Here is a 25,014-nt window from a genome sequence, read left to right as displayed (position 1 = left end):
CCCTTGACTGGTGCCACGCCGCGTCCATCTTGGCCGATGACGCCCCTGTCGTCGCGATCCGGCCCTGGCATCGCGACCTGATCGCGAAAGGCCCGATCCATGACCAATTTTCCCGCCGACTATACGCCGCCTGCCATCTGGACCTGGAACAAGGACAATGGCGGTGCCTTTGCCAATATCAACCGGCCGATAGCCGGCGCGACGCACGACAAGGAACTGCCGGTCGGCCAGCATCCGCTGCAGCTCTATTCGATGGCGACGCCCAATGGCGTGAAGGTCACCGTGATGCTGGAAGAGCTGCTGGCGGCGGGCCATTCGGGCGCCGAATATGATGCCTGGCTGATCGACATCCGCCAGGGCGGACAGTTCGGCAGCGATTTCGTCGCGATCAACCCCAACAGCAAGATCCCCGCGTTGATGGATCGCAGCGGCCCCGAGCCGGTGCGGCTGTTCGAATCGGGTTCGATCCTGCTCTATCTGGCAGAGAAGTTCGGCGCGTTTCTGCCCAGCGACCCGATCAAGCGCACCGAGGCGATGAACTGGCTGTTCTGGCAGATGGGCAGCGCGCCGTATCTCGGCGGCGGCTTCGGCCATTTCTATGCCTATGCGCCGCTCAAGATCGAATATTGCATCGACCGCTTCACGATGGAAACCAAGCGCCAGCTCGACGTGCTCAACCGGCACCTTGCCGATCACGAATATATGGCGGGCAGCGACTATTCGATCGCCGATATCGCGATCTGGCCCTGGTATGCCGGTGTCGCGACCGGCCAGGTCTATAACGCGGCCGAGTTTCTCCAGGCGCATGAATATACCCATCTGCTGCGCTGGGCAGACCAGATTGGCGAACGCCCGGCGGTCAAGCGCGGGCGCATCGTCAACCGCGCCTTTGGCGATGACCTGAGCCAGCAGCTGCACGAGCGCCATGATGCCAGCGATTTCGAGCTGCGCACGCAGGATAAGCTTGCCGCAGCAGCAGCCGAGTAACGCGGCTTAGAGGAGATCCGCCGCCAGCAGGAAGGCCCCTGCCAGCCCCGATACGGGGCTGAGCGCGGGGCGGCGGATCACCTGCGCTGCGGGCAAGGCGAAATAGCCGCCGTCGCGCGCGGCGGCCTCGGCCACGATCCGATCGAACAGGCCCGGCGTGCCCATCACCCCGCCGCCGAGCACGATGGCATCGGGCGCAAGCGCCGCGCGCAGCGTGTTGCAGGCCTCGGCAAGATAGCCTGCGATCAGGCCATGCGCGCCATGATCGGGGGCCAGGTGCGAAAGCGACTGGCCCCAGCGCGCGATGATCGCCGGGCCGCTCGCCAGCCCTTCCAGACAATCGCCATGAAACGGGCAATGCCCGGCAAAATCCTGGTCATCCGCCGCGCGGCGCGGGCGCATATGGCCAAGCTCCGGATGCGCCTTTCCGCCGACAATCTGCCCGTCGGCAATCACCCCGCCGCCGATCCCGGTGCCGATGGTGATATAGACGCTGACCGTGGCATTGCGCGCCGCGCCCAGCCGCGCCTCGGCGAGGGCTGCGGCATTGACATCGGTATCGAAGGCGACCGGCACGTTCAGGGCGCGCGCGATGGTTCCGGCAAGGTCGCAATCGCTCCAGCCGGGCTTGGGGGTGGACAGGATATGCCCCCATTTCGCGTCGCTGCGGTTGCGCTCCAGCGGGCCGAACGAGCCTATGCCGATGGCCGCCACGTCCGGGTGCCGCGCAAAAAAGGCGAGGCTCTCTGCCAGCGTCACCTCGGGATCGCGGGTGGGGATCTGGACCTGCTCGATGATCGCATCGGGCCCATGGCCGACACCCAGCACGAATTTGGTGCCGCCCGCCTCGATCGCGCCGAGCAGCGGACGGTCAGCCGACATCGCAGACCGCGTGCAGCCGGTCCATCGCGAAGACCTCGACGATGCGCGAGCGATCACCGTCGAGCGCGATCCGCACCATCGGGGCGGGCGTGCCGCCGAACGTCTCTGCCGCGATCAGCGCGCTATCGGTCGGTTTGCGGCCCTTCAGCCCCCAATGATCGACAAAGCCGCACACCAGCAGGTCGGCGCTGGCGAACCAGCTATAGCATTGCATCGGCTCTTCATCGGGATTGGCGATCACCAGGCCGGTGCCGTTGAGCGGGCGCCAGGGGCCGGTCACCGATTCGCCGACCATGCCGTAAAAACCGGTCGGCCCGGTCGGGCCTTCAGGGTTGAACACCGAGTTTTGCGTGGACCAGAAGGCATAATACAGGCCTTGATGCGCGATGATCTGCGCGCGCTCAAGCTCGTTGTTCAGCGTATCGGCATGGATGATCGGCGGCAGCAGCTGCCACTGGCCGGCATCGTTCATCCGCGCCAGCCCGACCGCGCCGTTGAAGGCGCTGTCCGATGCCGCCAGCGATCCGGTGAAGACCAGATAGCGGGTACCATCTGCAGGATCGATGAAAAAGGCCGGGTCGCGGAACGCCTTGACCGTGCCCGGCGCGCCCTCGTGCTTGTCGGCGGGCAGATAGACCGCGCCATCGGCGACCACGCTTTCGCGCACCGCCGACCAGCCGGTGATGCGGCCATCGGGCTGCAGCACGCCCTGGGTCTCGCCCAGCCGCTGCTGAAAGCCGCCGGGGCGGTCGGCATAGCCGGCTGCGGTGAAATAGAGCGTGACCCTGTCCCCCTCCAGCACCGCAGAGCCTGACCATTCGCGTTCGAAATCGCCGAGGCCCGGCGGCAGCATGTCGCCCAGATCGTGCCAGCCATGGACATCGAGATGGAGCAGCCGGATCTTCGCCTCGAAATGGCGCAGGATGGGATCGCCCCGGTCGGGTGCGGCAAGCACCATCCACAGGCTGCCCCCCGCCACCGATGCGAGCGTGCCATTGGCCTGCTGCAGCGGCCACATGTCCCACAGCAGCAGATCGGGCAGGATCCGCCGCACATCATCCTCTCCGATCAGCCCCGGCACCGGCAGGGGCTGACCTTCAAGAGCGGCGATATGCGCGGCGGTCCAGGCAGTCGTCATCGTGCGCGTCAGAAGTCGTAGCGCAGCGTGGCCGAGATGGTGCGGCCGTTGATCGAACGCGCGCGAACGATGCCATTGGCCGGGATCGCGCCCTCTTCCGCCTCGGTAAAGCCGCGCGTGTCGAACAGGTTGTTGGCGTTGAGCGACAGCTGGACCCGGTCGAACGGGCGCACTGCGACAAAGGCGTTCACCTGGGCAAAGCCGGGCAGCACGAGCAGGTTGTTGTCCTGCGCAAAGCTGTCCGTCGTGCCGACCATGTTGGCGCCCAGCGTGAACATGTCCTGCTCGTACTGACCGCTCAGCTGATAGATGAAATCGGCCTGGCGGCGCGGCTTGTTGCCCTGGTTGGCGGGGCTGATCCGGTCGCGGCTGATTTCGGCATCGGTATAGGTGCCGCCCGCGCTGAAGGTGAAGCCGCCGGTGCGATACGAGGCTTCGAGCTCGATGCCGTGCGCCTTGAACTGACGGTCGAAGGTCTGGCGGCTGGTTGCTTCGAAGTTGGTTTCCTCGGTCTCCGCGTAGAAGCCGGTGGCATAGAGCGCGAGGCCGCCCGAACGGTATTTCACGCCCGCTTCCGCCTGCTTGACGAAGTCGATCGCAATGCCTTCGCTGCGGATGTCGCCGGTGACGAAGTTCACATTGTCGTTGTTGAACAGGATGCGGTCGGCATTGGCGCGGCCGCCCTTGCTGTAACGGGCGAACAGCGCGAGATCATCCGACACGCGATAGTTCACGCCCAGCGAGTAGCTGAAATAATTGTAGCTGTAGTCGACCAGCGCGGGTGCACCCAGCGGGATGGTCGCGGTCTGCGCTTCAGCGGGGCTGATCGTGCCGCTGCCGTTGAAATCGAATCTGGTGATGCCGACGCGGCCACCGCCCAGATCAGAGCCGAAGGTGCTGCCCGAGGCATCGCCGAAATCATAGCGGATGCTGCCATCGACCGTCAGACGGTCGAATTCGAGCGACAGCGAGGCGAAGGGCGCATTGGTATCGTACTGCAGGTCATAGCTGCGGCGGCAGCAATTGCCGAAGAAGCTGGCCGAATAGGCCACGGTGCCAAGATCGCTGCGACGCTGGCCATTGGCCGCCACCACGTCGATCAGCGCGGCATTGCCGCCCCCACGCACTTCGAGCAGGTGCGAGGTCCACAGCCAGTCGGTGTTGATGTCCTGACGCGACTTGTAGAAGCCGGCCGTCAGCGTGGCCTTGCCGCTGCCCAGCTCGAAATCGCCGGTGATGCGCAGGTCGTTGGTGATATTGTCGAGGCTGTTGAGCCGCGTGTTGAACAGCACGACGCTGGCCACCAGCGCGTTGCCGGGAACGTTCTGCCCGGCCTGCAGGCCATTGGCGAAGACCAGGCGCGAGCCTGCACCAGCCAGCGCCGTCGCGGTGTTGGCGGCGGTATCGATCGATCCCGGGAACGGCGAGGCAAAGCTGCCCGACACGTCGGAGAAGCGGAAGCGGTTGGTCACCGTCCAGCCATCGGCCACCTCGAACTCGCCCTCGAAGCCGAAGGCCTTGACCAGCGGTCGCTGGCCGTCGGTGATGTCAAAGCGCCGCGCCTGGTTGTTGCCATCAAGGCTCAGCGCCGAACGGAAGAAGCGCGAGTGCAGGCTGTCGCCGCTGATGTCGAAGCCGGGTACGTTGGAATAATTGGGGTTGCCGTTGGTCCCGGTCACGCGGACCGGGTTGGGCAGATAGGCGACTGCGCGGTCGTTCAGATACTTCCCGTAAAAGCGGATGAAGCCGCCGGTGAATTCCTTGGTGATGTTGATCTTGAACTGGCCGCCGCGGTTGCCGTCATAGCCGATATCGCGCGGGCCCTCGCCCTGGCGGACGAAACCGCCCATGTGGAAATACAGGTCTTCGGCCAGCGTGCCGCCATAATCGAAGTCGAAGCGCTTTTCGTCATAATCGAGACCGAGCGTCGCCTGGATGGTGCCGCCGTCCTGGCCCTTGCCGGTCTTGGAGATCATGTTGATCACGCCGCCGGGCGAGTTGGAGGCGAAGGTCGAGGCCGAGCCGCCGCGAATCGCCTCGACCCGGGCGATGTTGAGGTCCGAGCGCAGGAAGATGTCCGAGTTGCCGAAGGTGATGTCGCCGAATTCAAGGATCGGCAGGCCGTCTTCCTGCAGCTGCAGGAACTTGGCACCGCCCGAGGCGATCGGCAGACCGCGCACGGCGATATTGGCATTGCCTTCGCCACCCGATGATTCGGAGCGGATGCCGGGGATGTTGCGGAAGATTTCAGCCGCGCTGCGCGGTGCGGTGGTCGCGATCTGGTCGGCGTCGATCGCGCTGACCGAGACCGAGCTGTCGAGCACGTTCGCGCCGCGCGCCACGGCGGTCACGACGATGACTTCGTTCTGGTCGGAATCGTCCTGTGCGGCGGTGTCCTGCGCCAGGGCAGCGGGGGTGAAACTGAAAAATGCAGCGGCAAGCGCCGCAGTGGCGCTCGATGCGCGCAGAGCCTTGGAAATCGACATCACATCTCTCCTGAACCTGCCGGTTAGTCGGCTATGACCATCGACGCTAGCAAGTTAGCAAACGATTGCAAGCAGAATGTGCAATCGATTGCAAAAAAGCTTGCCAAGCGTTGGCCCGGCGGCATAGCATGGCTATCAAGGCGCAAGGCAAGACGCCGCATGGACATAAGGAGAGGCATATGACCAGCGCCGCGCATGCTCCGGCCCCCGAATTCGCGACCCGCCCATCGGCACCGCCGCGCCTGTCGCTGCCGCGAATCGTCGAGATGAATCTGGGCTTTTTCGGCCTGCAGTTCAGCTTTGGCCTGCAACAGGCCAACATGACGCCGATCTATACCTTTCTGGGCGCGGACGAGGCGACGATGCCGCTGCTCTGGCTGGCAGGTCCGATGACCGGCCTGCTGATCCAGCCGCTGGTCGGCGCGCTCTCCGACCGCACCCGCTCGAAGCTCGGCCGGCGCACCCCCTATTTCCTGATCGGCGCGGTGATCTGTTCGCTGTGCCTGTTCCTGATGCCCTATTCGAGCACATTGTGGACGGCTGCGAGCCTGCTCTGGCTGCTCGATGCGGGCAACAACATCACCATGGAGCCGTACCGCGCCTATGTCGCCGACCGTCTGGAGCCTGTGCAGCGGCCTGCAGGCTTTCTGGTGCAGAGCGCGTTCACGGGGCTGGCGCAATGCCTATCCTATGCCGCACCCAGCCTGCTCGTGTCGTTCGGAATCAGCCAGAACCTGGTCGACATCAACGGCATACCCGTCATCGTCCGCATCGCCTTTGTCATCGGCGCGATCCTGTCGATCTCGACCATCGTCTGGTCGGTGCTGCGCGTGCCCGAACTGAAGCTGTCCGAGGCCGAGCTGGCCGAAATGGCGGCAAAGCCGATGGGCGCTGGCGCTGCCCTGGCCGAAATCCGCGATGCCTTTGTCGCCATGCCGCGCCCGATGCGCCAGTTGGCCTGGGCGATGCTGTGCCAATGGTATGCGATGTTCGTCTATTGGCAGTTCATCGCGCTGTCGGTGTCGCGCACATTGTTCCCGGCAGGCGAAGGCGCGCGCGCGACCAGCGCCGATTTCATCTCGGCCTCGCTGACCGCGCAGCAGATGGGCGTGGCCTATAATGCGGTGTCGTTCATCGCCGCGCTGGTGCTGATCCCCATCGTCCGGAAAATGGGGGCCAAGCCGGTCCACGCCGTCTGTCTGGTGGCATCCGGAATCGCGATGCTGAGCCTGCCGATGCTCGACAGCCGCGCGGCGATGTTCGTGCCGATGATCGGCATCGGCCTGGGCTGGGCGGGGATGATGGGCAACACCTATGTGATGCTGGCCGATTGCATCCCGCCCGAGCGGACCGGGGTTTATATGGGCATATTCAACATGTTCATCGTCGTGCCGATGCTGATCGAGACGATGACGATGCCGCTGATCTACGGCCCGCTGCTCGGCTCCGATCCGCGCAACGCGATCCTGCTGGCAGGCGTGCTCATGCTGTGCGGCGCGGCTGCAACTCTGATGGTCGGCAGGGGGCAACGCATCGGGGCTTGAACTTGCGCGCAAACAGGCCGATTTAGACCAGCGAACCAAAAGCGCAGAAAGAAGGCCCATATGTACGATACCGTCCGCGATGCCCTGGTCCCGATTGTCATCGAACAGTCGAACCGCGGAGAGCGCAGCTTTGACATTTTCTCGCGGCTGCTGCGTGAACGGATCGTGTTCGTGACCGGCGAGATCGAGGACAACATGGCCTCGCTCATCGTCGCGCAGCTGCTGTTCCTGGAATCGGAGAATCCGAAAAAGGACATCTTCATGTATATCAACTCGCCCGGCGGCGTGGTGACGGCAGGCATGGCGATCTATGACACCATGCAATATATCCGTCCGCGCGTCGGCACGGTGTGCATCGGCCAGGCTGCATCGATGGGCAGCTTCCTGCTGGCTGCAGGCGAACCCGGTATGCGCACCGCGCTCGCCAATGCCCGCATCATGGTGCACCAGCCCTCGGGCGGTGCGCGCGGCATGGCATCGGATATCGAGATCCAGGCGCGCGAAATCCTGCGAATCCGCAAGCGTATGAACGACCTGTACGTGCAGTTCACCGGCCGCAAGCTCGAGGAAATCGAAAAGGCCATGGACCGCGACACCTTCTTGGAAGCCCAGGAAGCCAAGGACTTCGGTCTGGTCGATCATGTGATGGAAAAGCGCCCGACGCCGTCCGAAGAGGCAGGGAATTAACAAGGATTGCACCCTATGACAGGGTGCGTCGCACGCCATGGCCGCCGCGAGCCTGCGCGCAATACCGGTGCCCGTCACCGGTGTTGCGTGTTGAATTTCGCATTTTAGGCACTAGGCTGAAACGTTACGTTCCGGGCATAATGCAGCCGGAACAGAAGGAAGAGCTATGACCAAGCTGAGCGGTTCCGATTCGAAGAGCACCCTTTACTGCTCTTTCTGCGGAAAATCGCAGCACGAAGTGCGCAAGCTGATCGCCGGACCCACGGTGTTCATCTGCGACGAATGCGTGGAGCTGTGCAACGACATCATCCGCGAGGAATCCAAGGCTGGCCTGGCCGGCAAGAAGGATGGCGGTGTGCCCACGCCGCAGGAAATCTGCGACGTCCTCAACGATTATGTCATCGGCCAGGACCGCGCCAAGCGCGTGCTCTCGGTCGCGGTGCACAATCACTACAAGCGCCTCAACCATTCGGGCAAGGGATCGGGCGAGGTTGAACTCGCCAAGTCGAACATCCTGCTCGTCGGCCCCACCGGCTGCGGCAAGACGCTGCTCGCGCAGACGCTCGCCAAGACCTTCGACGTGCCCTTCACCATGGCCGATGCGACGACGCTGACCGAGGCCGGCTATGTCGGCGAGGATGTCGAGAACATCATCCTCAAGCTGCTGCAGGCCAGCGACTATAATGTCGAAAAGGCGCAGCGCGGCATTGTCTATATCGACGAGATCGACAAGATCAGCCGCAAGGCCGAGAACCCCTCGATCACGCGCGACGTTTCGGGCGAAGGCGTGCAGCAGGCGCTGCTCAAGCTGATGGAAGGCACCACCGCCTCGGTTCCGCCGCAGGGCGGGCGCAAGCATCCGCAGCAGGAATTCCTGCAGGTGGACACGACCAACATCCTGTTCATCTGCGGCGGTGCGTTTGCGGGCCTTGAAAAGATCATCGGTGACCGCCTGCAGGGCAAGTCGATCGGCTTCGGCGCGCATGTTGCTGCGCCCGAAGAGCGCAAGACCGGCGAACTGCTGCGCCATGGCGAGCCCGAGGATCTGCTGAAGTTCGGCCTGATCCCTGAATTCGTCGGTCGTCTGCCGGTCATCGCGACGCTCGAGGACCTGGATATCACCGCGCTGGTGAAGATTCTCAAGGAACCCAAGAACGCGCTGATCAAGCAGTATCAGAAGCTGTTCGAGCTGGAAGACGTGGAGCTGAGCTTCACCGATGACGCGCTCGAGGCGATCGCCAAAAAGGCCATCGAGCGAAAGACCGGCGCACGCGGCCTGCGTTCGATCGTCGAGGCGATGCTGCTCGACACCATGTTCGAACTGCCCGGCATGAAGGGCGTAGCCGAGATCGTGGTCGACCGCGACGTGGTCGAAGGCCGCAAGGACCCGATTCAGGTCTTCGCTGCCAAGGACAAGGTAGGTGCAGGCGACGCTGCCTGACCCTTCACGTCCGGATATTCCGGCCAGATTGCTGAAGATTATCAGGGGGACGCAGGGCGAAGGCTTTGCGTCCCCTTCTTTTGGCGCGAGTCGTCGCCACGTTGGGGCAATTGTAACGGCCGCCCGCGCAGCCAGCCCGGGCAGCGTGTCATTTATGCCGCAGTTGCGAACAAAACGTCATGCAGCGGCGACTGGGCAGCGGATCGCCTTGCCCGCAGCAAGGCTGGAATGCGCCAATTTACATCGCTATTTCAATGGTTTGGTGCATTTGCGAACGATTCCCAAGCGAACCGTCATATCGTGACTTAAATCTGTCACATTTCCTTCACATTCGTTTCGCTTTTCTGTCCTTAGCGCCCCCTAGTGCGCCGCTCATCTCTTGATTTTTGAGAGCGCTTTCATCGCCGCCAGTGTCCCATGGGCGGCAAGAAACGGGGAATGACACATGCAGATTCGCTATTATCTCGCGGCAAGCGCCGCGGCGCTTTCGCTGGCCACCGTCATGGCCGCACCGGCGCACGCACAGGAAACGACCTCGTCGGTCCGTGGTTCCGTCACCGCCAATGGCGCACCGGTTGCCAATGCCGACGTCAAGGTGATCCACACGCCGTCGGGCACCGTGGCCACCACCACCACCGACGCCGAAGGCAACTTCAGCGCCGTCGGTCTGCGTCTGGGCGGCCCGTTCACGGTCGAAGTCAACGCATCGGGCTTTGAACAGTCGTCGGTCACCGACATCTTCCTCCAGGCTGGCCAGCCCTTCCGTCTGCCGGTCGAACTGCAGTCCGAAGCCGTCATCGTCGTGACCGCTTCGTCGATCGCCGCATCGACCCCGCTCGAATCGGGCGCCGGCACCGTGCTGACCGCTCGCGACATCGCAGGCGTCTCGAACGTCAACCGCGACATCCGCAACCTGGCCGCGCGCGACCCGCGCGTGAACCTCGATCCGACCAATGGCGGCGCGATCTCGATCGCAGGACAGAACAACCGCTTCAACCGCTTCACCGTTGACGGCGTCGCCTTTGGCGATCCCTTCGGTCTGGAAGCCGGCGGCCTTGTTTCGACCCGTGGTCCGGTTCCGCTCGATGCAATCGGCGAGTTCTCGGTGGAAGTCGCTCCCGTCGACATCCAGCAGGGCTTTTTCCAGGGCGGCGCGATCAACGCGCAGCTGAAGTCGGGCTCGAACGAGTTCTCGGGCCTTGCCGGCTTCTATTACGGCGATGACAGCCTGCGCGGCGACACTGCCCGCGGCGTTCGTCGTACCGGCGCCTTCGAATCGAAGATCTACACCGCGCAGCTGACCGGCCCGATCATCGAGGACAAGCTGTTCTTCTCGCTGACCTATGAGCGGCTGCGGGACGTCGTGCCTGCCCCCATCCTGCCCGGAGCGCTCGGCATTTCCGATGCCCAGCTCAGCAATATCAGCGCGATCGCCCAGAACGTCTATAATTTCGACACCCAGGGTGTCGGCGGCAACATTCCCGAGAAGGATGACAAGGTCGTTGCCAAGGTCGACTGGAACATCGCCGACGGTCACCGCGCCACGTTCACCTATATCTACAACAAGGGTAACGTCACCGCTGGCCAGACCGGTATCGGTGCGCTGACAGCGACCAACCCCACTTTCTCGTACCTGTCGAACAACTACAACCAGGGCGCGACCAACCATTTCGGCATCGTCCAGTTCAACGACCAGTGGACCGACAATTTCTCGACCCAGCTGCGCGTGTCCTATGCCGATTATGTCCGCATCCAGCAGCCGTTCGGCGCAGCGTCCTTCGGTGAGTTCCGCACCTGTCTCGACCCGACCTCGCCTGCTCCGATTACCAATCAGACGATTGCCACGGCGGCACTGACCTGTACCGCAGGCCAGCGTCAGCTCACCTTCGGTCCGGACATCAGCCGCCAGGCGAACGAGCTCGATGCGCAGTCGCTGAACATCGAGTTCCAGGCCACGCTGCAGCTGAACAACCACACGCTCAAGCTGATTGCCGAGCGTCGCACCCAGGATATCCGCAACCTGTTCGCCCAGCGCGTCTCGGGTGCCTGGTATTTCGACTCGATCGCAGGTCTGCAGAACCGTCAGGCCAATGAGCTGAACTTCTCGGCTCCTCTGCGTGGCGGCATCGATACGGTCACCGCCGATTTCGAAAACAACAGCTGGACCTTCGGTCTGCAGGATACCGTTGACGTCACCGACACCCTGGTGGTCACCGCCGGCTTCCGCTGGGACCTGTTCGACACCCCCGATCGTCCGTTCGTCAACAACGACTTCTTCAACCGCTTCGGTTTCACCAACGCTCAGACCCTCAACGGTCGCCAGCTGTTCCAGCCGCGCTTCGGCCTCAACTGGAAGCCGACCGATCGCCTGACCGTCCGCGGTTCGGCCGGTCTGTTCGGCGGCGGCAACCCCAATGTGTGGATTTCGAACAGCTATTCGAACCCCGGTCCGACGCTGGGTAACGTGCAGGTTCGTCGTGTTCCCGGCACGGGCGGCGCTCCTGACACCTTCACCATTTCGGGCGTCACCGGTTTGAGCGCTGCGCAGCAGAACGCGATCGGTGCAGCGACGCTGAACAACGTTTCGGGCGGCACCGGTATTCCGCAGGCGCTGGTTGATGCGATCCGCACCGCCGGTACCGCGCAGTCGCCGACCAACGCACTGGATCCGAACTACAAGATCCCGTCGCAGTGGCGCGTTTCGGGCACCGTGGATTACAATGCTGATCTCGGCTTCCTGGGCGACAACTGGAACTTCGGTGTGGATGTGGTCTGGTCGAAGGTGAAGTCGGGTCTGACCTGGACCGATCTGCGTTCGGTCGTGACCGGCGTTCTGCCCGATGGCCGTCCGCGCTACAGCGTCCTGGCTGGCCAGGGTGCAACCACCAACACCGACATCCTGCTGACCAACGACGATCGCGGTTACAGCTGGAACGTGGTCGCACGGTTCGACAAGCGCTGGGAAAACGGCTTCCGCCTCGGCGGTGCCTATACCTACCAGCGCGCCAAGGACACCAACTCCGGCACCTCGTCGGTGGCGTTCTCGAACTACACCAACGCGGCGGTCGTGGACCCGAACTTCGCGGCTTATGGCACGTCCAACTATCAGCGTGACGATGCCTTCCGCATCGTCATGGGCTATGACGCCAAGCTGTTCGGCGACAACACCACCCGGTTCGAGCTGTTCTTCAACTCGCTCTCGGGTCAGCGTTACAGCTACACCTTTGCCGACCAGGCATCGGGTAACCTACGTTCGGCGGTCTTCGGTGTCACCGGTACCAACAACCGTTATCTGGCGTACGTGCCCAACGTCGCGTCGCGGACGGCTGATCCGCTGGTGACCTATGCTACAAACTTCGACTTTGCCGGTTTCCAGAGCTTCGTTCAGAATTCCGAGCTGAACAAGTATCAGGGCCGCATCGCGCCGAAGAACATCGGTCGCACCCCGCGCTACAACAAGCTCGACCTGTCGCTGCGTCAGGAAGTGCCGTTCGTGCTGGGCACCAAGGTCGAACTGCTGGCGGACGTCGAGAACGTCCTCAACCTGCTCGACTCCGATTGGGGCACCATCCGTCAGGTTGGCTTCCCCTATTACGGCACGATCGCCAACGTGACCTGCGTTGCGCAGGGCACCAACACCTGCGCGCAGTACCAGTTCGCCAACCGCACCGGCACCACCTTCACGGCTCCGGCCGAGGCTGTCGATCTGCGCGGCTCGCTCTGGGCGGTGCGTTTCGGGGTTCGCGTGACCTTCTAAGACGTTTCCCCTCGCGGGAGAGGATCGGGGCGCGGTGGCTTGGCCATCGCGCCCTTTTCTTTTGCGCGAGAGCGGCATGGCGCGGGCATGAAAAAGCCCCCTGTTCCGGTGGTGGAACAGGGGGCTTTTGCTTCAACCGATGCTGGGCGTGTCAGCCCTTGAGATCGGGCGGAAGCGCCTCGTTCTTCAGCATTGCCACCGCCTCGTCGAGCGAAAGGAACTGCTGCTGCTGTTCGCCCAGGCGGCGAAGCGCCACGGTGCGCTTTTCGGCCTCCTGCTTGCCGACGACCAGGATGTTGGGCACGCGGCCCACCGAATGCTCGCGCACCTTGTAGTTGATCTTCTCGTTGCGCAGATCCTCCTCGACGCGGATGCCCGCCGCCTGAAGCTGGGCCACCACCTCGCGCGCATAATCATCGGCATCGGACACGATTGTCGCGACCACCGCCTGGACCGGCGCGAGCCACAGCGGGAACTTGCCCGCATAATGCTCGATCAGGATGCCGATGAACCGCTCATAGCTTCCCAGGATCGCACGGTGCAGCATGATCGGGCGGTGGCGGTTGCCATCCTCCGCGACATAGCTGGCATCGAGCCGTTCGGGCAGCACGGTATCGGTCTGGATCGTGCCCACCTGCCAGGTGCGGCCGATCGCATCAGTGAGATGGAATTCCAGCTTGGGCGCATAGAAGGCACCTTCGCCGGGCAGCTCTTCCCAGCCCCATTCTTCGGTGTTGCGCCCCGTGGCGGCGACGGCATCGCGCATCGACTGTTCGGACCAGTCCCACATCTCGTCACTGCCGAACCGCTTTTCGGGGCGCAGCGCGAGCTTGATGGCATAATCGCCAAAACCCAGATCCTTGTAGACCACGTCGAGCAGGTCGCAGAATTTGCTGATCTCGTCGACCAGCTGGTCCTCGCGGCAAAAGATGTGCGCATCGTCCTGCGTGAACTGGCGCACGCGCATCAGCCCGTGCAGCGCGCCATGCGGCTCGTTGCGGTGACAGCAGCCCATTTCGGCGAGGCGCAAGGGCAGGTCGCGATAGCTCTTGATGCCCTGGCGGAAGATCAGGACGTGCGCCGGGCAGTTCATCGGCTTCAAGGCCATCCACGCGGCATCGTTCGACACGACCGGGCCTTCATCCTCGGTGTTGGGCACCTCGTCGGGGATGACGAACATGTTCTCGCGATATTTGCCCCAGTGCCCGGACTGCTCCCATTGGCGCGCGTCCATCACCTGCGGGGTCTTGACCTCCAGATAGCCCGCGGCATCGAGCCGGCGGCGCATATAGGCCTCCAGCGCGCGATAGATCACGAAGCCGCGCGGATGCCAGAAGACCGACCCGTGCGCCTCCTGCTGCAGGTGGAACAGGTCCATTTCCTGCCCGATCTTGCGATGATCGCGCTTGGCCGCCTCTTCCAGCCGCACCAGATGCGCGTCGAGCTGCTTCTTGTTGAGCCAGCCGGTGCCATAGATGCGCGACAATTGCGGGTTGCGCTGGTCGCCCCGCCAATAGGCGCCCGACACGCGCGTCAGCTTGAACGCTGCAGGATCGAGCCTGCCGGTCGAGGCCAGATGCGGCCCGCGGCACATGTCCATCCAGTCGTCCCCCGACCAATAGACCGTAATTTCGTCGCCCTGGGGCAGTTCGGCGGCCCATTCGGCCTTGAACGTCTCGCCCTGCTCGGTCCAGCGCGCGATCAGCGCATCGCGTTCCCACACCTCGCGCTTGAGCGGCTTGTTCGCAGCGATGATGCGGCGCATCTCGGCCTCGATGACGGGCAGGTCCTCGTCAGTGAACGGGCGCTCGGCAGGCGCAAAGTCATAATAGAAGCCGTCGTCGGTCGATGGACCGAAGGTGATCTGCGTGCCCGGGAACAGGTTCTGCACCGCTTCGGCGAGCACATGCGCGAAATCGTGCCGCGCCAGCTCCAGCGCATCGGCCTCGTCCTTCGCGGTGACCAAGGCCAGCTGCGCATCGCCGGTAAAGGGGCGCGTGATATCGCGCAGCTCGCCATCGACACGCGCGGCAATCGCCGCCTTGGCAAGGCCGGGACCGATCGCGGCGGCGACATCGGCGGGCGTCGAGCCCTCGGGCATTTCGCGCACCGATCCATCGGGCAGGCTGATCTTCAAAAGCTGGGACATGACTGTCTTTCCTGTTCCTGGCGCCCTGCAGCGCCTGAGGCGCCATGGCACAAAGCGCCGCGCCCCAAAAGGGGTTATGCGCCTGTGTTTCTTGCCGGAAAGTGCGGGAGAGCCGACGCCGCGCCACCCGCTCCGGGTGGCCAGCGCCGCGTGCCCTTCAGCCCACGCAGCCCCGCCCCCGGTCGCCCGGAGTGGTTGTGCTAGTGAGGGTGCGGATGCTCGCCATGCGCTCGGTATAGCGGGGAAGGGGGCGGGAGTCACTAGGCGCACCACGAAGCTCCCCCCTCTTAGTTCAGGAGACGAGCTTCTCGCCGATCACAAGTGCAACCAACTTGGGACTTTCATCAAAAAATCTGATTGCCATTTGGTGTAACGTAGCCAAATCGGGCGCTCTGTATCAATCCAGATAACTTAAACGCCACAGACCCGCTGAAACCCTTCAAGAGACATTTGAGCGCTTTTTAAAAATTCTCTTAACGCAACCGAAGCCGGTACCTTACCTATCGGACCATCTCGCTTGAAGAATATATCGACGGATATGCTAGTTTGCCCATAAGCTGCGTGTCCACCGGGCCAAACTCTAACAAATACACTTTCCTTGTTCACCGCGTCCCATGTACCAAACGATATAGAAGCATTATACGACATGAAACCCGAAATCATAGTCCCGCTAGGCCTAGCAACAAACTCAAATCCAATTGAGTGCTTATTATTCGCCATTTGAGCCATTTCCCTTACTAAATACCGGCTTGATATCGGCATTTTTTCTCCAGAGTACGGCTTTTGGCGAAAAATCTCCTTGATAATATTGAGAGGTAAAGATGTCGAATTTTTGGACTGGCGCGAGCGCAGAATCGCCTTTAGCCCGGCGACATTTTCTGACCAAGGGTAATTTTTGTTAAAATCCTCCCTTCCGGCAGTGAATGCTGCCACATGAAGAGACCTGTCGAACGAGTGCTTCAAGTCAAGAATAGAATTTCTAATCAAATGACCGATTTCGGTAGGTGGATCCACCATTCGCTTAATTTTGTGGATTTTTCCACCAGTCTCGGCGTCATCCTCAATCACTAAGGAAAAGGGCTGACTCTCAACATATTGATCCAACAAAATCCCAGCTCGATTGAGATTAGACCTCGCCCACTCAATTTCTTGCTGCACCGAATCAAAAGTGATCATGTTTAAGCTATACACAAAATGGCATCATTTGAAAATAAAGTACTTGTTGCCAGACCGACCTCGGTAATGTTTCGTTCACCAGTCGCAACCTACGCCTAACCTCGGCACTAAATACGACCCTTCGCTCCCCCTTGCCTTCCGCATCGCCGATCTGTTCGCCCTGCCGATCGAGGCGATCTTCATGCGCGATTGAGCCTGAAGCCCTCCCCCTTGATGGGGGAGGGTTGGGTGGGGGTGATCGCGCAAGATAGGGCCTCCGTCGTGATGTCGCGCCGAGCCGCGCCCTCACCCTCACCGCTGCGACTAGGCTCCTCACGTCGCCAAGTCTCGCTGCCTCTCCCATCGAGGGAGAGGCAGATGATGCGCACGCCCTTTCCCCTCCCGCATGCGGGAGGGGCAGGTGCGGCTTGCCGCACCGGGGTGGGCCAGGAGCACCACAGGTCGCGCATCCCCACCCCGGCCTTCGGCCACCCCTCCCCAGAGGGAGGGGAGAGGCGTGGCTAGCCAGACAGGTGATGCTCGGCTAAGCCGCCAGCCATGACCAACAGCCTCAGCTTTCTCGACCGCGCCGACCGGCCGCGTATCGTCTATTCGCATCGCCGCGCAGCGCCCGAGCGCGTCGGCGCGCCGACGCTTGTCTTCCTGCCCGGCTATGCCAGCGACATGACCGGCACCAAGGCGCTGGCGCTCGATGCCTGGGCGGCGGATACCGGCCATGCGATGCTGCGCTTCGATTATGCCGGGTGCGGATCGAGCAGCGGCGCGTTCGAGGAGCAGGCGCTGGCCGACTGGCTGGGCGATGCGCTGGCGCTGATCGACACGGTGGTGACAGGGCCGGTGCTGCTGGTCGGATCGTCGATGGGCGGCTGGCTGGCGCTGCTCGCCGCGCTGGGGCGTCCGCAGCGCGTCGCGGGGCTGATCGGCATCGCCGCTGCGCCCGATTTCACCATGTGGGGTTTCAGCCAGGAGGAGAAGATGACCATCCTCACCGAAGGGCGGCTGGAACGGGTAAGCGAATACGGGCCCGAGCCGATGGTGACCACGCGCCGCTTTTGGCAATCGGGCGAGGGCAACCGTGTGCTGATCGGCGAGATCGCCTATGACGGCCCGGTGCGGCTGATCCAGGGGCAGAACGACCCCGACGTGCCCTGGCAATATGCGCTGGAAACGGCCAAGCAGCTGCGATCGACCGATGTGCAGCTGACGCTCATCAAGGATGGCGACCACCGCCTGTCGCGCGACGGCGACATTGCGCTGCTGGTGCAGACAGTCGGCAATCTGATGTCGGACCTCTCCAGCAAGTGACCCGTCACCCCCGCGCAGGCGGGGGTTCCGCTGGTGCGCAAAGGATGGTCAGACCAACGGCGCTTCCCGAACGATCGCGCGCGGACGGTGGTTCTCGTCCAATGCCACAAAGGTGAACAGCCCGCTGGTCACGCGCACTTCCTCCGCGCCGCGTCCGCGCGTGGCGATGACGTCGAGCCGGATCGCGATCGAGGTACGCCCGACGCGCTCGACCTCGCCATAGATCGAGATGATGTCGCGCAGCAGGATCGGCGCGAGGAACTGCATCGTCTCGATGGCGACGGTGGCGCACGGCCCCTGCACTTCGCGCCCGGCGACGATGCCGCCTGCGATATCCATCTGCGCCAGCACCCAGCCGCCGAAAATATGGCCGTTGGAATTGATGTCCGCAGGGGCAGGCACCACGCGCAGCACGGGCTCGCGGCCCGCAGTCAGCGATCCAGTGGGTTCAGACATCAAAAGGCCCCTTCAAGGCGCGTCGGGATCGAGCGCGTCGTCTATCGAATCATCATGCCCGGTGCCGCTGGAGAGGAAGACCAGCCCCATCAGCGCCGCAGTGAGCAGCATGGTAAAGCCGATACCGAGCGCGGCGGCAATATAGAGATGGATCGAGACCCAGCCGTGCAGCAGGAACAGCACGCCCAGGATCAGCACGATGGCCAGCGTCGTGACCGCAGCCATCCAGCCCATCACCCGCCAGTAGCGGCCCCAGGCAAAGCGGGCATAATCGGGATCGTCGAGATTTGAAAATCGAGGCATGGACGTGGATATAGGTGCGCACCGCTTTTCTTTCCAAGCATTTCGTGGGACCATGGCATGGCCTTGAGTCGCTCTGGCGGCGCTCATGCAGCAGCGCCGGTCAACGAGGCGACCGGGCCTTGACTTGGGAGAGCGCTTGCCATGACGATTGCCCATATTCTTTCCGCCCGCGATGGAAGCGTCCATCATTGCACCTGCGATGCGACCGTGCGCGATGCCGCCAATCTGCTGGCGGAAAAGCGCATCGGCGCGCTGCCGATCGTGCGCGATGGCGAGGTGGTGGGGATCTTTTCGGAGCGCGACCTGGTCTATCGGCTGCATTCGGACGGGCCCGGCATCCTCGACCAGCCGGTCGAACAGGCGATGACCGCCCCTGCCATCACCGTGACGCCCGACACCCAGGTCATGTCCGCGCTGTCGCTGATGACCCGGCGGCGCATCCGCCACCTGCCGGTGGTCGAGGGCACGACGCTGATCGGCTTCGTGTCGATCGGCGATCTGGTCAAATATCGCATCGACAAGATCGAAAGCGAGGCGGCGGCGCTCAGGGATTATATCCAGAGCGTTTGAGGGCTTTGGGGTTCACGCGAAGGCGCGAAGGCGCGAAGAGAGAAAGCGCACCGCCCTGACCTGAGCCGTTCTCCGGCGAAAGCCGGAGCCCAGGAGTCATGTTGCACCAAGTTCGCTCTGGACTCCGGCTTTCGCCGGAGAACGATAAACTTCGCGTCTTCGCGTGAACCAGAATTCCAGAACGGCTGTCAGCGCATCAGCCCGCCCAGCAAATTCCGCGCGAAACGGCCCAGGCCCGGAAAGCCAAACGCCTTGCCGATCTCGGTCGCGACTTCGCCCGCTGCGGCTGTGGCCGCCGATGCGACGGGGCGCGCGCTGCTCTTCTTGCCGCGAATCGCCCCCGCGATCACCGCACCGGCCGATGCCGCCGCCGCGCCAGCTGCCGCATTGCCGGCCTTGGCCCAGATCGATGTCGTCTTGCGCGGCTGCTTGGCGACCTCTTCCTTGCCCTTGGCCTCGACCTCTTCGGCCACGGCAGCGGCATCGGCGGCCTTTTGCGCCAGCACTTCCATGGCCGATTCGCGTTCTACCCGGGTGTCGTACTTGCCGTCATGCGGTGAGACCGACTGGATGATCGCGCGCTCCTTGGGGGTCAGAGGGCCGAGGCGCGAACGCGGCGGCTTGATCAGCGTGCGCTGCGTGATCGAGGGAGACCCGTCCTCGAGCAGCGTCGAGACCAAGGCCTCACCGGTCTTCAGTTCGGTGATCGCGGTTTCGACATCGAGTTCGGGGTTGATGCGGAAGGTGTCCGCTGCCGCCTTGATCGCCTTCTGGTCGCGCGGGGTGAAGGCGCGCAGCGCGTGCTGCACCCGGTTGCCGAGCTGACCTGCGACCTTTTCGGGGATGTCGATGGGGTTCTGGGTGATGAAATAGACGCCCACGCCCTTGGAGCGGATCAGGCGGACGACCTGCTCGATCTTTTCCTCCAGCGCCTCCGGCACGTCATCGAACAGCAGATGCGCCTCGTCGAAAAAGAAGACGAGCTTGGGTTTTTCCGGATCGCCGACTTCGGGCAGCGTCTCGAACAGTTCGGACAGCAGCCACAGCAGGAAGGTGGCGTAAAGCTTGGGGCTCTGCATCAGCTTGTCGGCGGCCAGCACGTTGATATAGCCGCGGCCCTGATCGTCGCAGCGCAGGAAATCGTCGATCTCGAGCGCGGGTTCGCCGAAGAACTGCGCGGCGCCCTGGCTTTCGAGCTGGAGCAGCTGGCGCTGGATGGTGCCGACGCTGGCCTTGGTGACATTGCCGAAGCGCGCGGACAACTCGCTGGCATTTTCGGCGGTATAGGCGAGCACCGATTGCAGGTCGGCCAGATCGAGCAGCAACAGCCCCTGTTCGTCGGCAAAGCGGAAGGCGATGTTGAGCACGCCTTCCTGCGTTTCGTTCAATCCCATCAGCCGCGCGAGCAGCAGCGGCCCCATTTCGCTGATCGTGGTGCGGATGGGATGGCCTTGCTCGCCATAAAGGTCCCAGAAGACTGCCGGATTGTCCGAATAGGCAAAGCCTTCCAGCCCGATTTCGGCCGCGCGCGCGACCAGCTTGTCGTGCGCCTTGTGCGTGGGCGAACCGGGCATGGCGATGCCTGCCAGGTCGCCCTTCACATCGGCGACAAAGACGGGAACGCCCTCGGCAGAGAAGCTTTCGGCAATGCCCTGCAGCGTCACCGTCTTGCCGGTGCCGGTCGCGCCTGCGACCATGCCATGCCGGTTGGCACGGGCCAGCACCAGCATCTGCCGCTCGCCCCCGCCAAGGCCTAGAAAGATATCGGACATGGCTCACCCCTGCTGCTGATGTTGAGGACGATATGCCGTGCCTGTGGTGCCAAGTCGAGGGTGAGGGCTTGTAAACTGTTGAGGAGATTCCCGCTCTCTCTCCTTCAGGGGAGAGACGCGAGACTTGGCAGCTTGCTGCCTAGGCGCAGCTGAGAGGGGAAGCGTTGCGCATGCCCCTCTCCCAACCCTCTCCCCTGAAGGAGAGAGGGCTCAGTACCTCAAACCCAGCCTGCGAGTTCCCGCCGCACCAGCGTCTCGAGCATGTCCATGCCCTCGGCGCTCGCATTGAGGCACGGAAGATAGGCGAATTTCTCGCCGCCGGCATGCTCGAACTGTTCGCGCCCCTGCATCGCCAGCTCCTCCAGCGTCTCCAGGCAATCGACCGAAAAGCCCGGCGCGACGATGGCGATGCGCTTGACGCCCTTTCGCCCCAAGGCCTCGAGCGTCGCGTCGGTCGCGGGCTCGAGCCATTTGGCGCGGCCGAAGCGCGACTGGAACGAGACGATCAGGTTGCGCCCCATCGCCTCGCTCAGCAGGCGGGCGGTCTTGCGGCACTGGCAGTGATAGGGATCGCCCAGATGCAGCGTGCGCAGCGGCATGCCGTGAAAGCTGGTGACGATCTCTTCGGGCTCGAAATCGAGCGAGGCGATGGCATGCTCGATATTGCGCTTGAGCGCGTCGATATGCGCCGGATCGTCATGATAGGCGGGAAGCGTGCGGATGGCCGGCTGCCAGCGCATCGCCTGCAGCACCTCGAACGCCTTGTCGTTGGCGGTGCCGGTGGTCGCGCCCGAATATTGCGGATAGAGCGGGGCGAGCAGGATGCGGTCGCACCCCGCGTCCTTCATCGCCTTGATCCGCGATTCGATCGACGGCTGGCCATAGCGCATCGCATAGTCGGTCAGCACCGCATCGCCCAGCCGGGTCTTGAGCGCTTCGGCCTGACGGCGCGAATAGACCGCGAGCGGGGAGCCCTGGTCGGTCCAAACCTCGGCATAGGCGGCGGCGGATTTCTGCGGGCGGGTGTTGAGGATGACGCCGCGCAGCAGCGGCTGCCAGACGATGGCGGGGATTTCCACCACGCGCTTGTCCGAGAGGAATTCGCCCAGATAATCGCGCACCGCCTTGGTCGTCGGCGCGGCGGGCGTGCCCAGGTTGATCAGCAGCACGCCGACCCTGGGCTTCAGGATCGGCGGATGCTCGGGCGGCGGGACCATGCCCGATCGCGAGATTTCGGCTCCGCTCACAGGCCACCTGACAGAAGGGGAAGCTGGCGCAGGCGAAGACCGGTGGCAGACGCGAGCGCATTGGCGATCGCAGGTGCAACGGCAGGCACGCCAATCTCGCCCAGCCCCGCAGGCGGCTCCTGGCTTTCGATAAGGTCCACACGGATCTCCGGAATGTCCGCGAGCAGCGGCAGGGAAAGGTCTCTTAACGCTCTGGCATCGGGATAACCATCGGTCCAGCCGGTGGCGCACCCCATCGCCATCGCCAGGCCGAATATCATGCCGCCCTCGATCTGTTGCAAGGCTATGTCGTGATTGATGATGCGACCGGCATCGACCACCGCCGAAAGGCGCTCGACGCGGAAGCCGCCGCGCCCTGCGCTGCCATCGGGACCGTCGCTGGCGCGCGAGGCGCTGGCGATCACCGCGATATGCGCATTGTTCCACGAGGCACAGGCCACGCCCTGCCCGCTATTGTCGAGCCCGCCATCCCATTCGGCCAGGCCCGCCACGCGCGTCAGGCAGTTGGCGAGGCGGATATTCTGCCCCAGCATCTGCACCCGATAGGACAAGGGCTCGCGCCGCGCCCGCGCCGCCAGCTCGTCGATGAACGTTTCCGTGACGAACACGCCATAGGTCGCCGAATTGCCGCGCCAGCGCCCGGTGGGCACGTCGATCCGGACAGGATAATGATCGACCGCCAGGTTCGGGATGTCATAGGGCACCATCGCGCCTGCCACCGCCATCCGGTCCGCCTCACCGCTGGTCGAATCGATGGCATCGGTGCCGTGCGCATCGTTGAACAGCCGCTGCGCGAATTCGCGCGCGCTGGGCGGGCAGGCAATCTTGACCGACAAGGCCCGGATATTCGCCTGTGCGTCGGTGAGCGCGGCGACGCGCGCGGCAGCGGGCGTGCGCACCGGATCGCGAGCGGTCTCTTCCATGCGCGAGCGCATCAGCTGCACCGGGCGGCGCAGATCGCGCGCCAGGATCGCTGCAGGCGCCACCAGATCGTCATCCAGCCGCCGGTCGAACGATCCGCCTGCCGGCATCGGATAGATCTGCACCTGTGCAGCAGGAATGCCGAGCGCAGCGGCGGCACGGCGGCGCGCGACCTGCGGGGCCTGGCTCGCCACCCACAGCTCGAGCCGGTTGTCGGCAAAACGCGCGGTCACCGCCCCGGTTTCCAGCGTGGCATGCGGCGCAGCAGCGATCGAATAGCGTGCGGCGATACCCTTGCCCGCAGCAAAGCCTGCGTCCTCCTCGCCGCGTGCGAACAGGCGATAGCCAGTGCGCCCGCCCTTGTCCGGGCCATCCAGCGCCTTGTCGAGCCGCTCGGCAATCTCGTCGCCGCTCAAACGGCCGCCGATATGAGCAAAGCGCGGGCGCAACAGCCGCACCGCCTTGTCCGCCCCCCACCAGCTCGTCGCCGCTGCCGCCACCCAGTCATCGCCCGTGATCACATCGATCAGCCCGGTGACGCCGTGTGCCGGCTTGCGGCTGACGCTTTCCAGCCGCACCGCGCCAACCGGGCCCTGGCGGATCGCGGCATAGACCATGTCGGGCAGCCGGACATCGCCGGCAAAGGTCGCGCTGCCATCGACCTTGGCGGGCAGGTCGAGCCGCGCAAAGGGCGGCGCATCGCCGATCGGCTCGGCCCGGACATTGCCGGGCAGGCTGGTGCGCAGGGGTGCAGGATCGGGCACCGGATAGCCGACCGCCTCGGCCGCGAGTTCGGCAAAGCGCAGCTTCTCGTTGCCCCAGACGACAAAGCCGTCGCGCGTGTCGGTCTCTTCCACCGCCGCGCCCCAGCGATCGGCCGCGGCCTGGCACAGCAGCGCGCGGGCAGTAGCGGCGGCGGCGCGATAGCTGGCTTCATAGGCCGTGATCTCGGTATCGCCTGCGGTCACCACGAAATCGCGCATCGCGGCCCAGCGGCGGATGAGGATATCATTGCCGTCGGGCTGCAGCCCCAGCGCGGGGGGCAGCAGCAGCGGCACCCATTCGCTCGCCAGCCGGGCGTTGGCAAAGACCGGCGCGGGCGGTGCGGGTTCAAGCGCGATGGTGCGCCAGTCCGCGCCCAGCTCTTCCGCCACGATCTGCGCAAGCACCGTGCCGACGCCCTGCCCCATTTCGCAATGCGGGTTGCTCACGATCACCGTGCCGTTGGATGCGATGCGCAGGAACGCGCCGAACGCCGCTTCCTTGCCGTCCATGCCCGGCGGATTGTCGTATCGGCGCGGCCAGAGCGCCCAGGCGACGGTCAGCCCGGTGCCCGCCGCCGCCGTGATCAGCAGCCCGCGCCGCGTGATCATCGCCATGCGCGGTCAGCCCGCCGTGCCGAAGCGGTTGTCGATCCAGGTCGAAATGCGGGCCGCGATCGCGCCGAACGAATCCGCGATCAACCCCTCGCCCGAAGCCGGGGGCACGCCGGCATCCGATGACTTGCGGATCGCCATGTCGAGCGGCACCCGGCCCAGGAACGGCAGGTTCATCGACTTGGCCGCCGCTTCCGCGCCGCCGATGCCGAACGGGTCGGACAGTTCGCCGCAATGCGGGCAGACATAGCCTGCCATGTTCTCGATCAGGCCGATGATCGGGACGCTGCCCTGTTCGAACAGGCTGATCGCGCGGACCGCGTCCATCAGCGCCAGGTCCTGCGGGGTGGAAACGATCACCGCGCCTGCCGGCTTGTGCTTCTGCAGCATCGAAAGCTGCACATCGCCGGTGCCCGGCGGCAGATCGACGATGATGTCGGTAATGTCGCCCCAATGTGCATCGATCAGCTGGCCCAGCGCATTGCCCGCCATCGGGCCGCGCCACGCGATTGCCTGACCCGGCTGGACCAGATGGCCCATCGACAGGATCGGCACGCCGAAATCATTGGGCACCGGCACCAGCTTCTGGTCGCGCGCGGTCGGCTTCTGGTCCTCGCAATCGAACAGGCGCGGCTGGCTGGGGCCGTAGATATCGGCATCGACCAGCCCGACCTTGCGCCCGGCCCGGTGCAGCGCCACCGCCAGATTGGCCGAGAAGGTGGACTTGCCCACCCCGCCCTTGCCGCTGCCGACGACGATCAGCCGCGGCGGGCGGCGTTCGGCGGTCATCGCCACCTGCACCTTGGTGACGTCCTGC

Annotated in this window: 19 protein-coding genes and 1 pseudogene; 9 read left to right on the top strand and 11 right to left on the bottom strand. The window is 64.0% G+C overall.

Annotated elements, in window-relative coordinates; translation table 11 throughout:
- Positions 1-99 precede the first annotated feature (99 nt).
- The gene (gene yghU, locus OU999_14395; protein WAC22918.1) at positions 100-987 is read left to right on the top strand and encodes a glutathione-dependent disulfide-bond oxidoreductase; all 888 of its coding nucleotides are present in this window, start codon (positions 100-102) and stop codon (positions 985-987) included.
- 6 nt (positions 988-993) lie between these two features.
- On the opposite strand, the gene OU999_14390 is transcribed toward yghU, so the two are convergent.
- From OU999_14390 to OU999_14380, 3 genes are read right to left on the bottom strand one after another with little or no spacing between them, the layout of a single operon-like run.
- Positions 994-1,869 carry an ROK family protein gene (locus OU999_14390; GenBank protein WAC22917.1) on the bottom strand — a complete coding sequence of 292 codons (876 nt, stop codon included), beginning with the start codon at positions 1,867-1,869 and terminating at the stop codon, positions 994-996.
- Positions 1,859-3,007 (bottom strand): glycoside hydrolase family 68 protein, encoded by a 1,149-nt coding sequence (locus tag OU999_14385; protein WAC22916.1) that lies wholly within the window; start codon positions 3,005-3,007, stop codon positions 1,859-1,861. The genes OU999_14390 and OU999_14385 overlap by 11 nt, the downstream gene beginning before the upstream one ends.
- 8 nt (positions 3,008-3,015) lie before the next feature.
- A complete protein-coding gene (locus tag OU999_14380) occupies positions 3,016-5,493 on the bottom strand; it encodes a TonB-dependent receptor (GenBank protein WAC22915.1) in 2,478 nt (825 codons plus the stop codon).
- A 179-nt stretch (positions 5,494-5,672) separates the two neighbouring features.
- Here OU999_14380 and OU999_14375 point away from each other — a divergent pair, with 179 nt between their 5' ends.
- The 5 genes from OU999_14375 to OU999_14355 all read left to right on the top strand — a co-directional run bounded on the left by OU999_14375 (position 5,673) and on the right by OU999_14355 (position 12,922).
- Positions 5,673-7,037 (top strand): MFS transporter, encoded by a 1,365-nt coding sequence (locus tag OU999_14375; GenBank protein WAC22914.1) that lies wholly within the window; start codon positions 5,673-5,675, stop codon positions 7,035-7,037.
- 60 nt (positions 7,038-7,097) lie between these two features.
- On the top strand, positions 7,098-7,724 hold the full coding sequence (gene clpP, locus OU999_14370) for an ATP-dependent Clp endopeptidase proteolytic subunit ClpP (protein WAC22913.1): 627 nt from the start codon (positions 7,098-7,100) through the stop codon (positions 7,722-7,724).
- A 166-nt stretch (positions 7,725-7,890) separates the two neighbouring features.
- Positions 7,891-9,165: an ATP-dependent Clp protease ATP-binding subunit ClpX gene (clpX, locus tag OU999_14365; GenBank protein ID WAC22912.1), complete on the top strand. Its 1,275-nt coding sequence runs from the start codon at positions 7,891-7,893 to the stop codon at positions 9,163-9,165.
- Positions 9,146-9,469: a hypothetical protein gene (locus tag OU999_14360; protein ID WAC22911.1), complete on the top strand. Its 324-nt coding sequence runs from the start codon at positions 9,146-9,148 to the stop codon at positions 9,467-9,469. The genes clpX and OU999_14360 overlap by 20 nt, the downstream gene beginning before the upstream one ends.
- A 141-nt stretch (positions 9,470-9,610) precedes the next feature.
- On the top strand, positions 9,611-12,922 hold the full coding sequence (locus OU999_14355) for a TonB-dependent receptor (GenBank protein ID WAC22910.1): 3,312 nt from the start codon (positions 9,611-9,613) through the stop codon (positions 12,920-12,922).
- A gap of 151 nt (positions 12,923-13,073) precedes the next feature.
- Here OU999_14355 and thrS read toward each other — a convergent pair whose 3' ends face one another.
- Positions 13,074-15,071, bottom strand: coding sequence for a threonine--tRNA ligase (gene thrS / locus OU999_14350; protein WAC22909.1), 1,998 nt, complete (start codon positions 15,069-15,071; stop codon positions 13,074-13,076).
- 411 nt (positions 15,072-15,482) lie between these two features.
- Positions 15,483-16,247 (bottom strand): hypothetical protein, encoded by a 765-nt coding sequence (locus OU999_14345; GenBank protein WAC22908.1) that lies wholly within the window; start codon positions 16,245-16,247, stop codon positions 15,483-15,485.
- 103 nt (positions 16,248-16,350) lie between these two features.
- Here OU999_14345 and OU999_14340 point away from each other — a divergent pair.
- Positions 16,351-16,440: pseudogene (locus OU999_14340) on the top strand (transcriptional regulator).
- A 344-nt stretch (positions 16,441-16,784) separates the two neighbouring features.
- Positions 16,785-17,552: an alpha/beta hydrolase gene (locus OU999_14335; protein ID WAC22907.1), complete on the top strand. Its 768-nt coding sequence runs from the start codon at positions 16,785-16,787 to the stop codon at positions 17,550-17,552.
- Positions 17,553-17,600: 48 nt separating this feature from the next.
- Here OU999_14335 and OU999_14330 read toward each other — a convergent pair whose 3' ends face one another.
- The gene (locus tag OU999_14330; GenBank protein ID WAC22906.1) at positions 17,601-18,008 is read right to left on the bottom strand and encodes an acyl-CoA thioesterase; all 408 of its coding nucleotides are present in this window, start codon (positions 18,006-18,008) and stop codon (positions 17,601-17,603) included.
- 12 nt (positions 18,009-18,020) lie between these two features.
- On the bottom strand, positions 18,021-18,311 hold the full coding sequence (locus OU999_14325; protein ID WAC22905.1) for a hypothetical protein: 291 nt from the start codon (positions 18,309-18,311) through the stop codon (positions 18,021-18,023).
- Positions 18,312-18,452: 141 nt separating this feature from the next.
- Between OU999_14325 and OU999_14320 the strand changes: the two genes are divergently transcribed.
- A complete protein-coding gene (locus OU999_14320; protein ID WAC22904.1) occupies positions 18,453-18,881 on the top strand; it encodes a CBS domain-containing protein in 429 nt (142 codons plus the stop codon).
- A gap of 188 nt (positions 18,882-19,069) precedes the next feature.
- Here OU999_14320 and OU999_14315 read toward each other — a convergent pair whose 3' ends face one another.
- The 4 genes from OU999_14315 to OU999_14300 form a co-directional block, all read right to left on the bottom strand.
- Positions 19,070-20,653 carry a DUF853 family protein gene (locus tag OU999_14315; GenBank protein ID WAC22903.1) on the bottom strand — a complete coding sequence of 528 codons (1,584 nt, stop codon included), beginning with the start codon at positions 20,651-20,653 and terminating at the stop codon, positions 19,070-19,072.
- A gap of 218 nt (positions 20,654-20,871) precedes the next feature.
- Positions 20,872-21,870: a ferrochelatase gene (gene hemH, locus OU999_14310; GenBank protein ID WAC25437.1), complete on the bottom strand. Its 999-nt coding sequence runs from the start codon at positions 21,868-21,870 to the stop codon at positions 20,872-20,874.
- Positions 21,871-21,896: 26 nt separating this feature from the next.
- Positions 21,897-24,200, bottom strand: coding sequence for a molybdopterin-dependent oxidoreductase (locus tag OU999_14305; GenBank protein ID WAC22902.1), 2,304 nt, complete (start codon positions 24,198-24,200; stop codon positions 21,897-21,899).
- A 6-nt stretch (positions 24,201-24,206) separates the two neighbouring features.
- Entirely contained in the window at positions 24,207-24,986 is a 780-nt protein-coding gene (locus OU999_14300) for an Mrp/NBP35 family ATP-binding protein (protein WAC25436.1), read from the bottom strand.
- Positions 24,987-25,014: the final 28 nt, after the last annotated feature.

The sequence above is a fragment of the Blastomonas sp. SL216 genome (genome assembly GCA_026625625.1).
In the GTDB taxonomy this organism is placed as follows: Bacteria; Pseudomonadota; Alphaproteobacteria; order Sphingomonadales; family Sphingomonadaceae; genus Blastomonas.
Note: the sequence above shows the minus strand (reverse complement) of the source record. Positions and strands in the feature narration are given on the sequence as shown.

Coding starts and splice junctions, on each gene's coding strand:
- OU999_14355 (WAC22910.1), top strand. CDS start 9,611: ATGCAGATTCGCTATTATCTCGCGGCAAGCGCCGCGGCGCTTTCGCTG.
- OU999_14325 (WAC22905.1), bottom strand. CDS start 18,311: ATGCCTCGATTTTCAAATCTCGACGATCCCGATTATGCCCGCTTTGCC.
- OU999_14375 (WAC22914.1), top strand. CDS start 5,673: ATGACCAGCGCCGCGCATGCTCCGGCCCCCGAATTCGCGACCCGCCCA.
- yghU (WAC22918.1), top strand. CDS start 100: ATGACCAATTTTCCCGCCGACTATACGCCGCCTGCCATCTGGACCTGG.
- OU999_14305 (WAC22902.1), bottom strand. CDS start 24,200: ATGGCGATGATCACGCGGCGCGGGCTGCTGATCACGGCGGCGGCGGGC.
- clpP (WAC22913.1), top strand. CDS start 7,098: ATGTACGATACCGTCCGCGATGCCCTGGTCCCGATTGTCATCGAACAG.
- OU999_14300 (WAC25436.1), bottom strand. CDS start 24,986: ATGACCGCCGAACGCCGCCCGCCGCGGCTGATCGTCGTCGGCAGCGGC.
- OU999_14335 (WAC22907.1), top strand. CDS start 16,785: ATGACCAACAGCCTCAGCTTTCTCGACCGCGCCGACCGGCCGCGTATC.
- OU999_14320 (WAC22904.1), top strand. CDS start 18,453: ATGACGATTGCCCATATTCTTTCCGCCCGCGATGGAAGCGTCCATCAT.
- OU999_14390 (WAC22917.1), bottom strand. CDS start 1,869: ATGTCGGCTGACCGTCCGCTGCTCGGCGCGATCGAGGCGGGCGGCACC.
- clpX (WAC22912.1), top strand. CDS start 7,891: ATGACCAAGCTGAGCGGTTCCGATTCGAAGAGCACCCTTTACTGCTCT.
- hemH (WAC25437.1), bottom strand. CDS start 21,870: ATGGTCCCGCCGCCCGAGCATCCGCCGATCCTGAAGCCCAGGGTCGGC.
- thrS (WAC22909.1), bottom strand. CDS start 15,071: ATGTCCCAGCTTTTGAAGATCAGCCTGCCCGATGGATCGGTGCGCGAA.
- OU999_14380 (WAC22915.1), bottom strand. CDS start 5,493: ATGTCGATTTCCAAGGCTCTGCGCGCATCGAGCGCCACTGCGGCGCTT.
- OU999_14315 (WAC22903.1), bottom strand. CDS start 20,653: ATGTCCGATATCTTTCTAGGCCTTGGCGGGGGCGAGCGGCAGATGCTG.
- OU999_14345 (WAC22908.1), bottom strand. CDS start 16,247: ATGATCACTTTTGATTCGGTGCAGCAAGAAATTGAGTGGGCGAGGTCT.
- OU999_14330 (WAC22906.1), bottom strand. CDS start 18,008: ATGTCTGAACCCACTGGATCGCTGACTGCGGGCCGCGAGCCCGTGCTG.
- OU999_14385 (WAC22916.1), bottom strand. CDS start 3,007: ATGACGACTGCCTGGACCGCCGCGCATATCGCCGCTCTTGAAGGTCAG.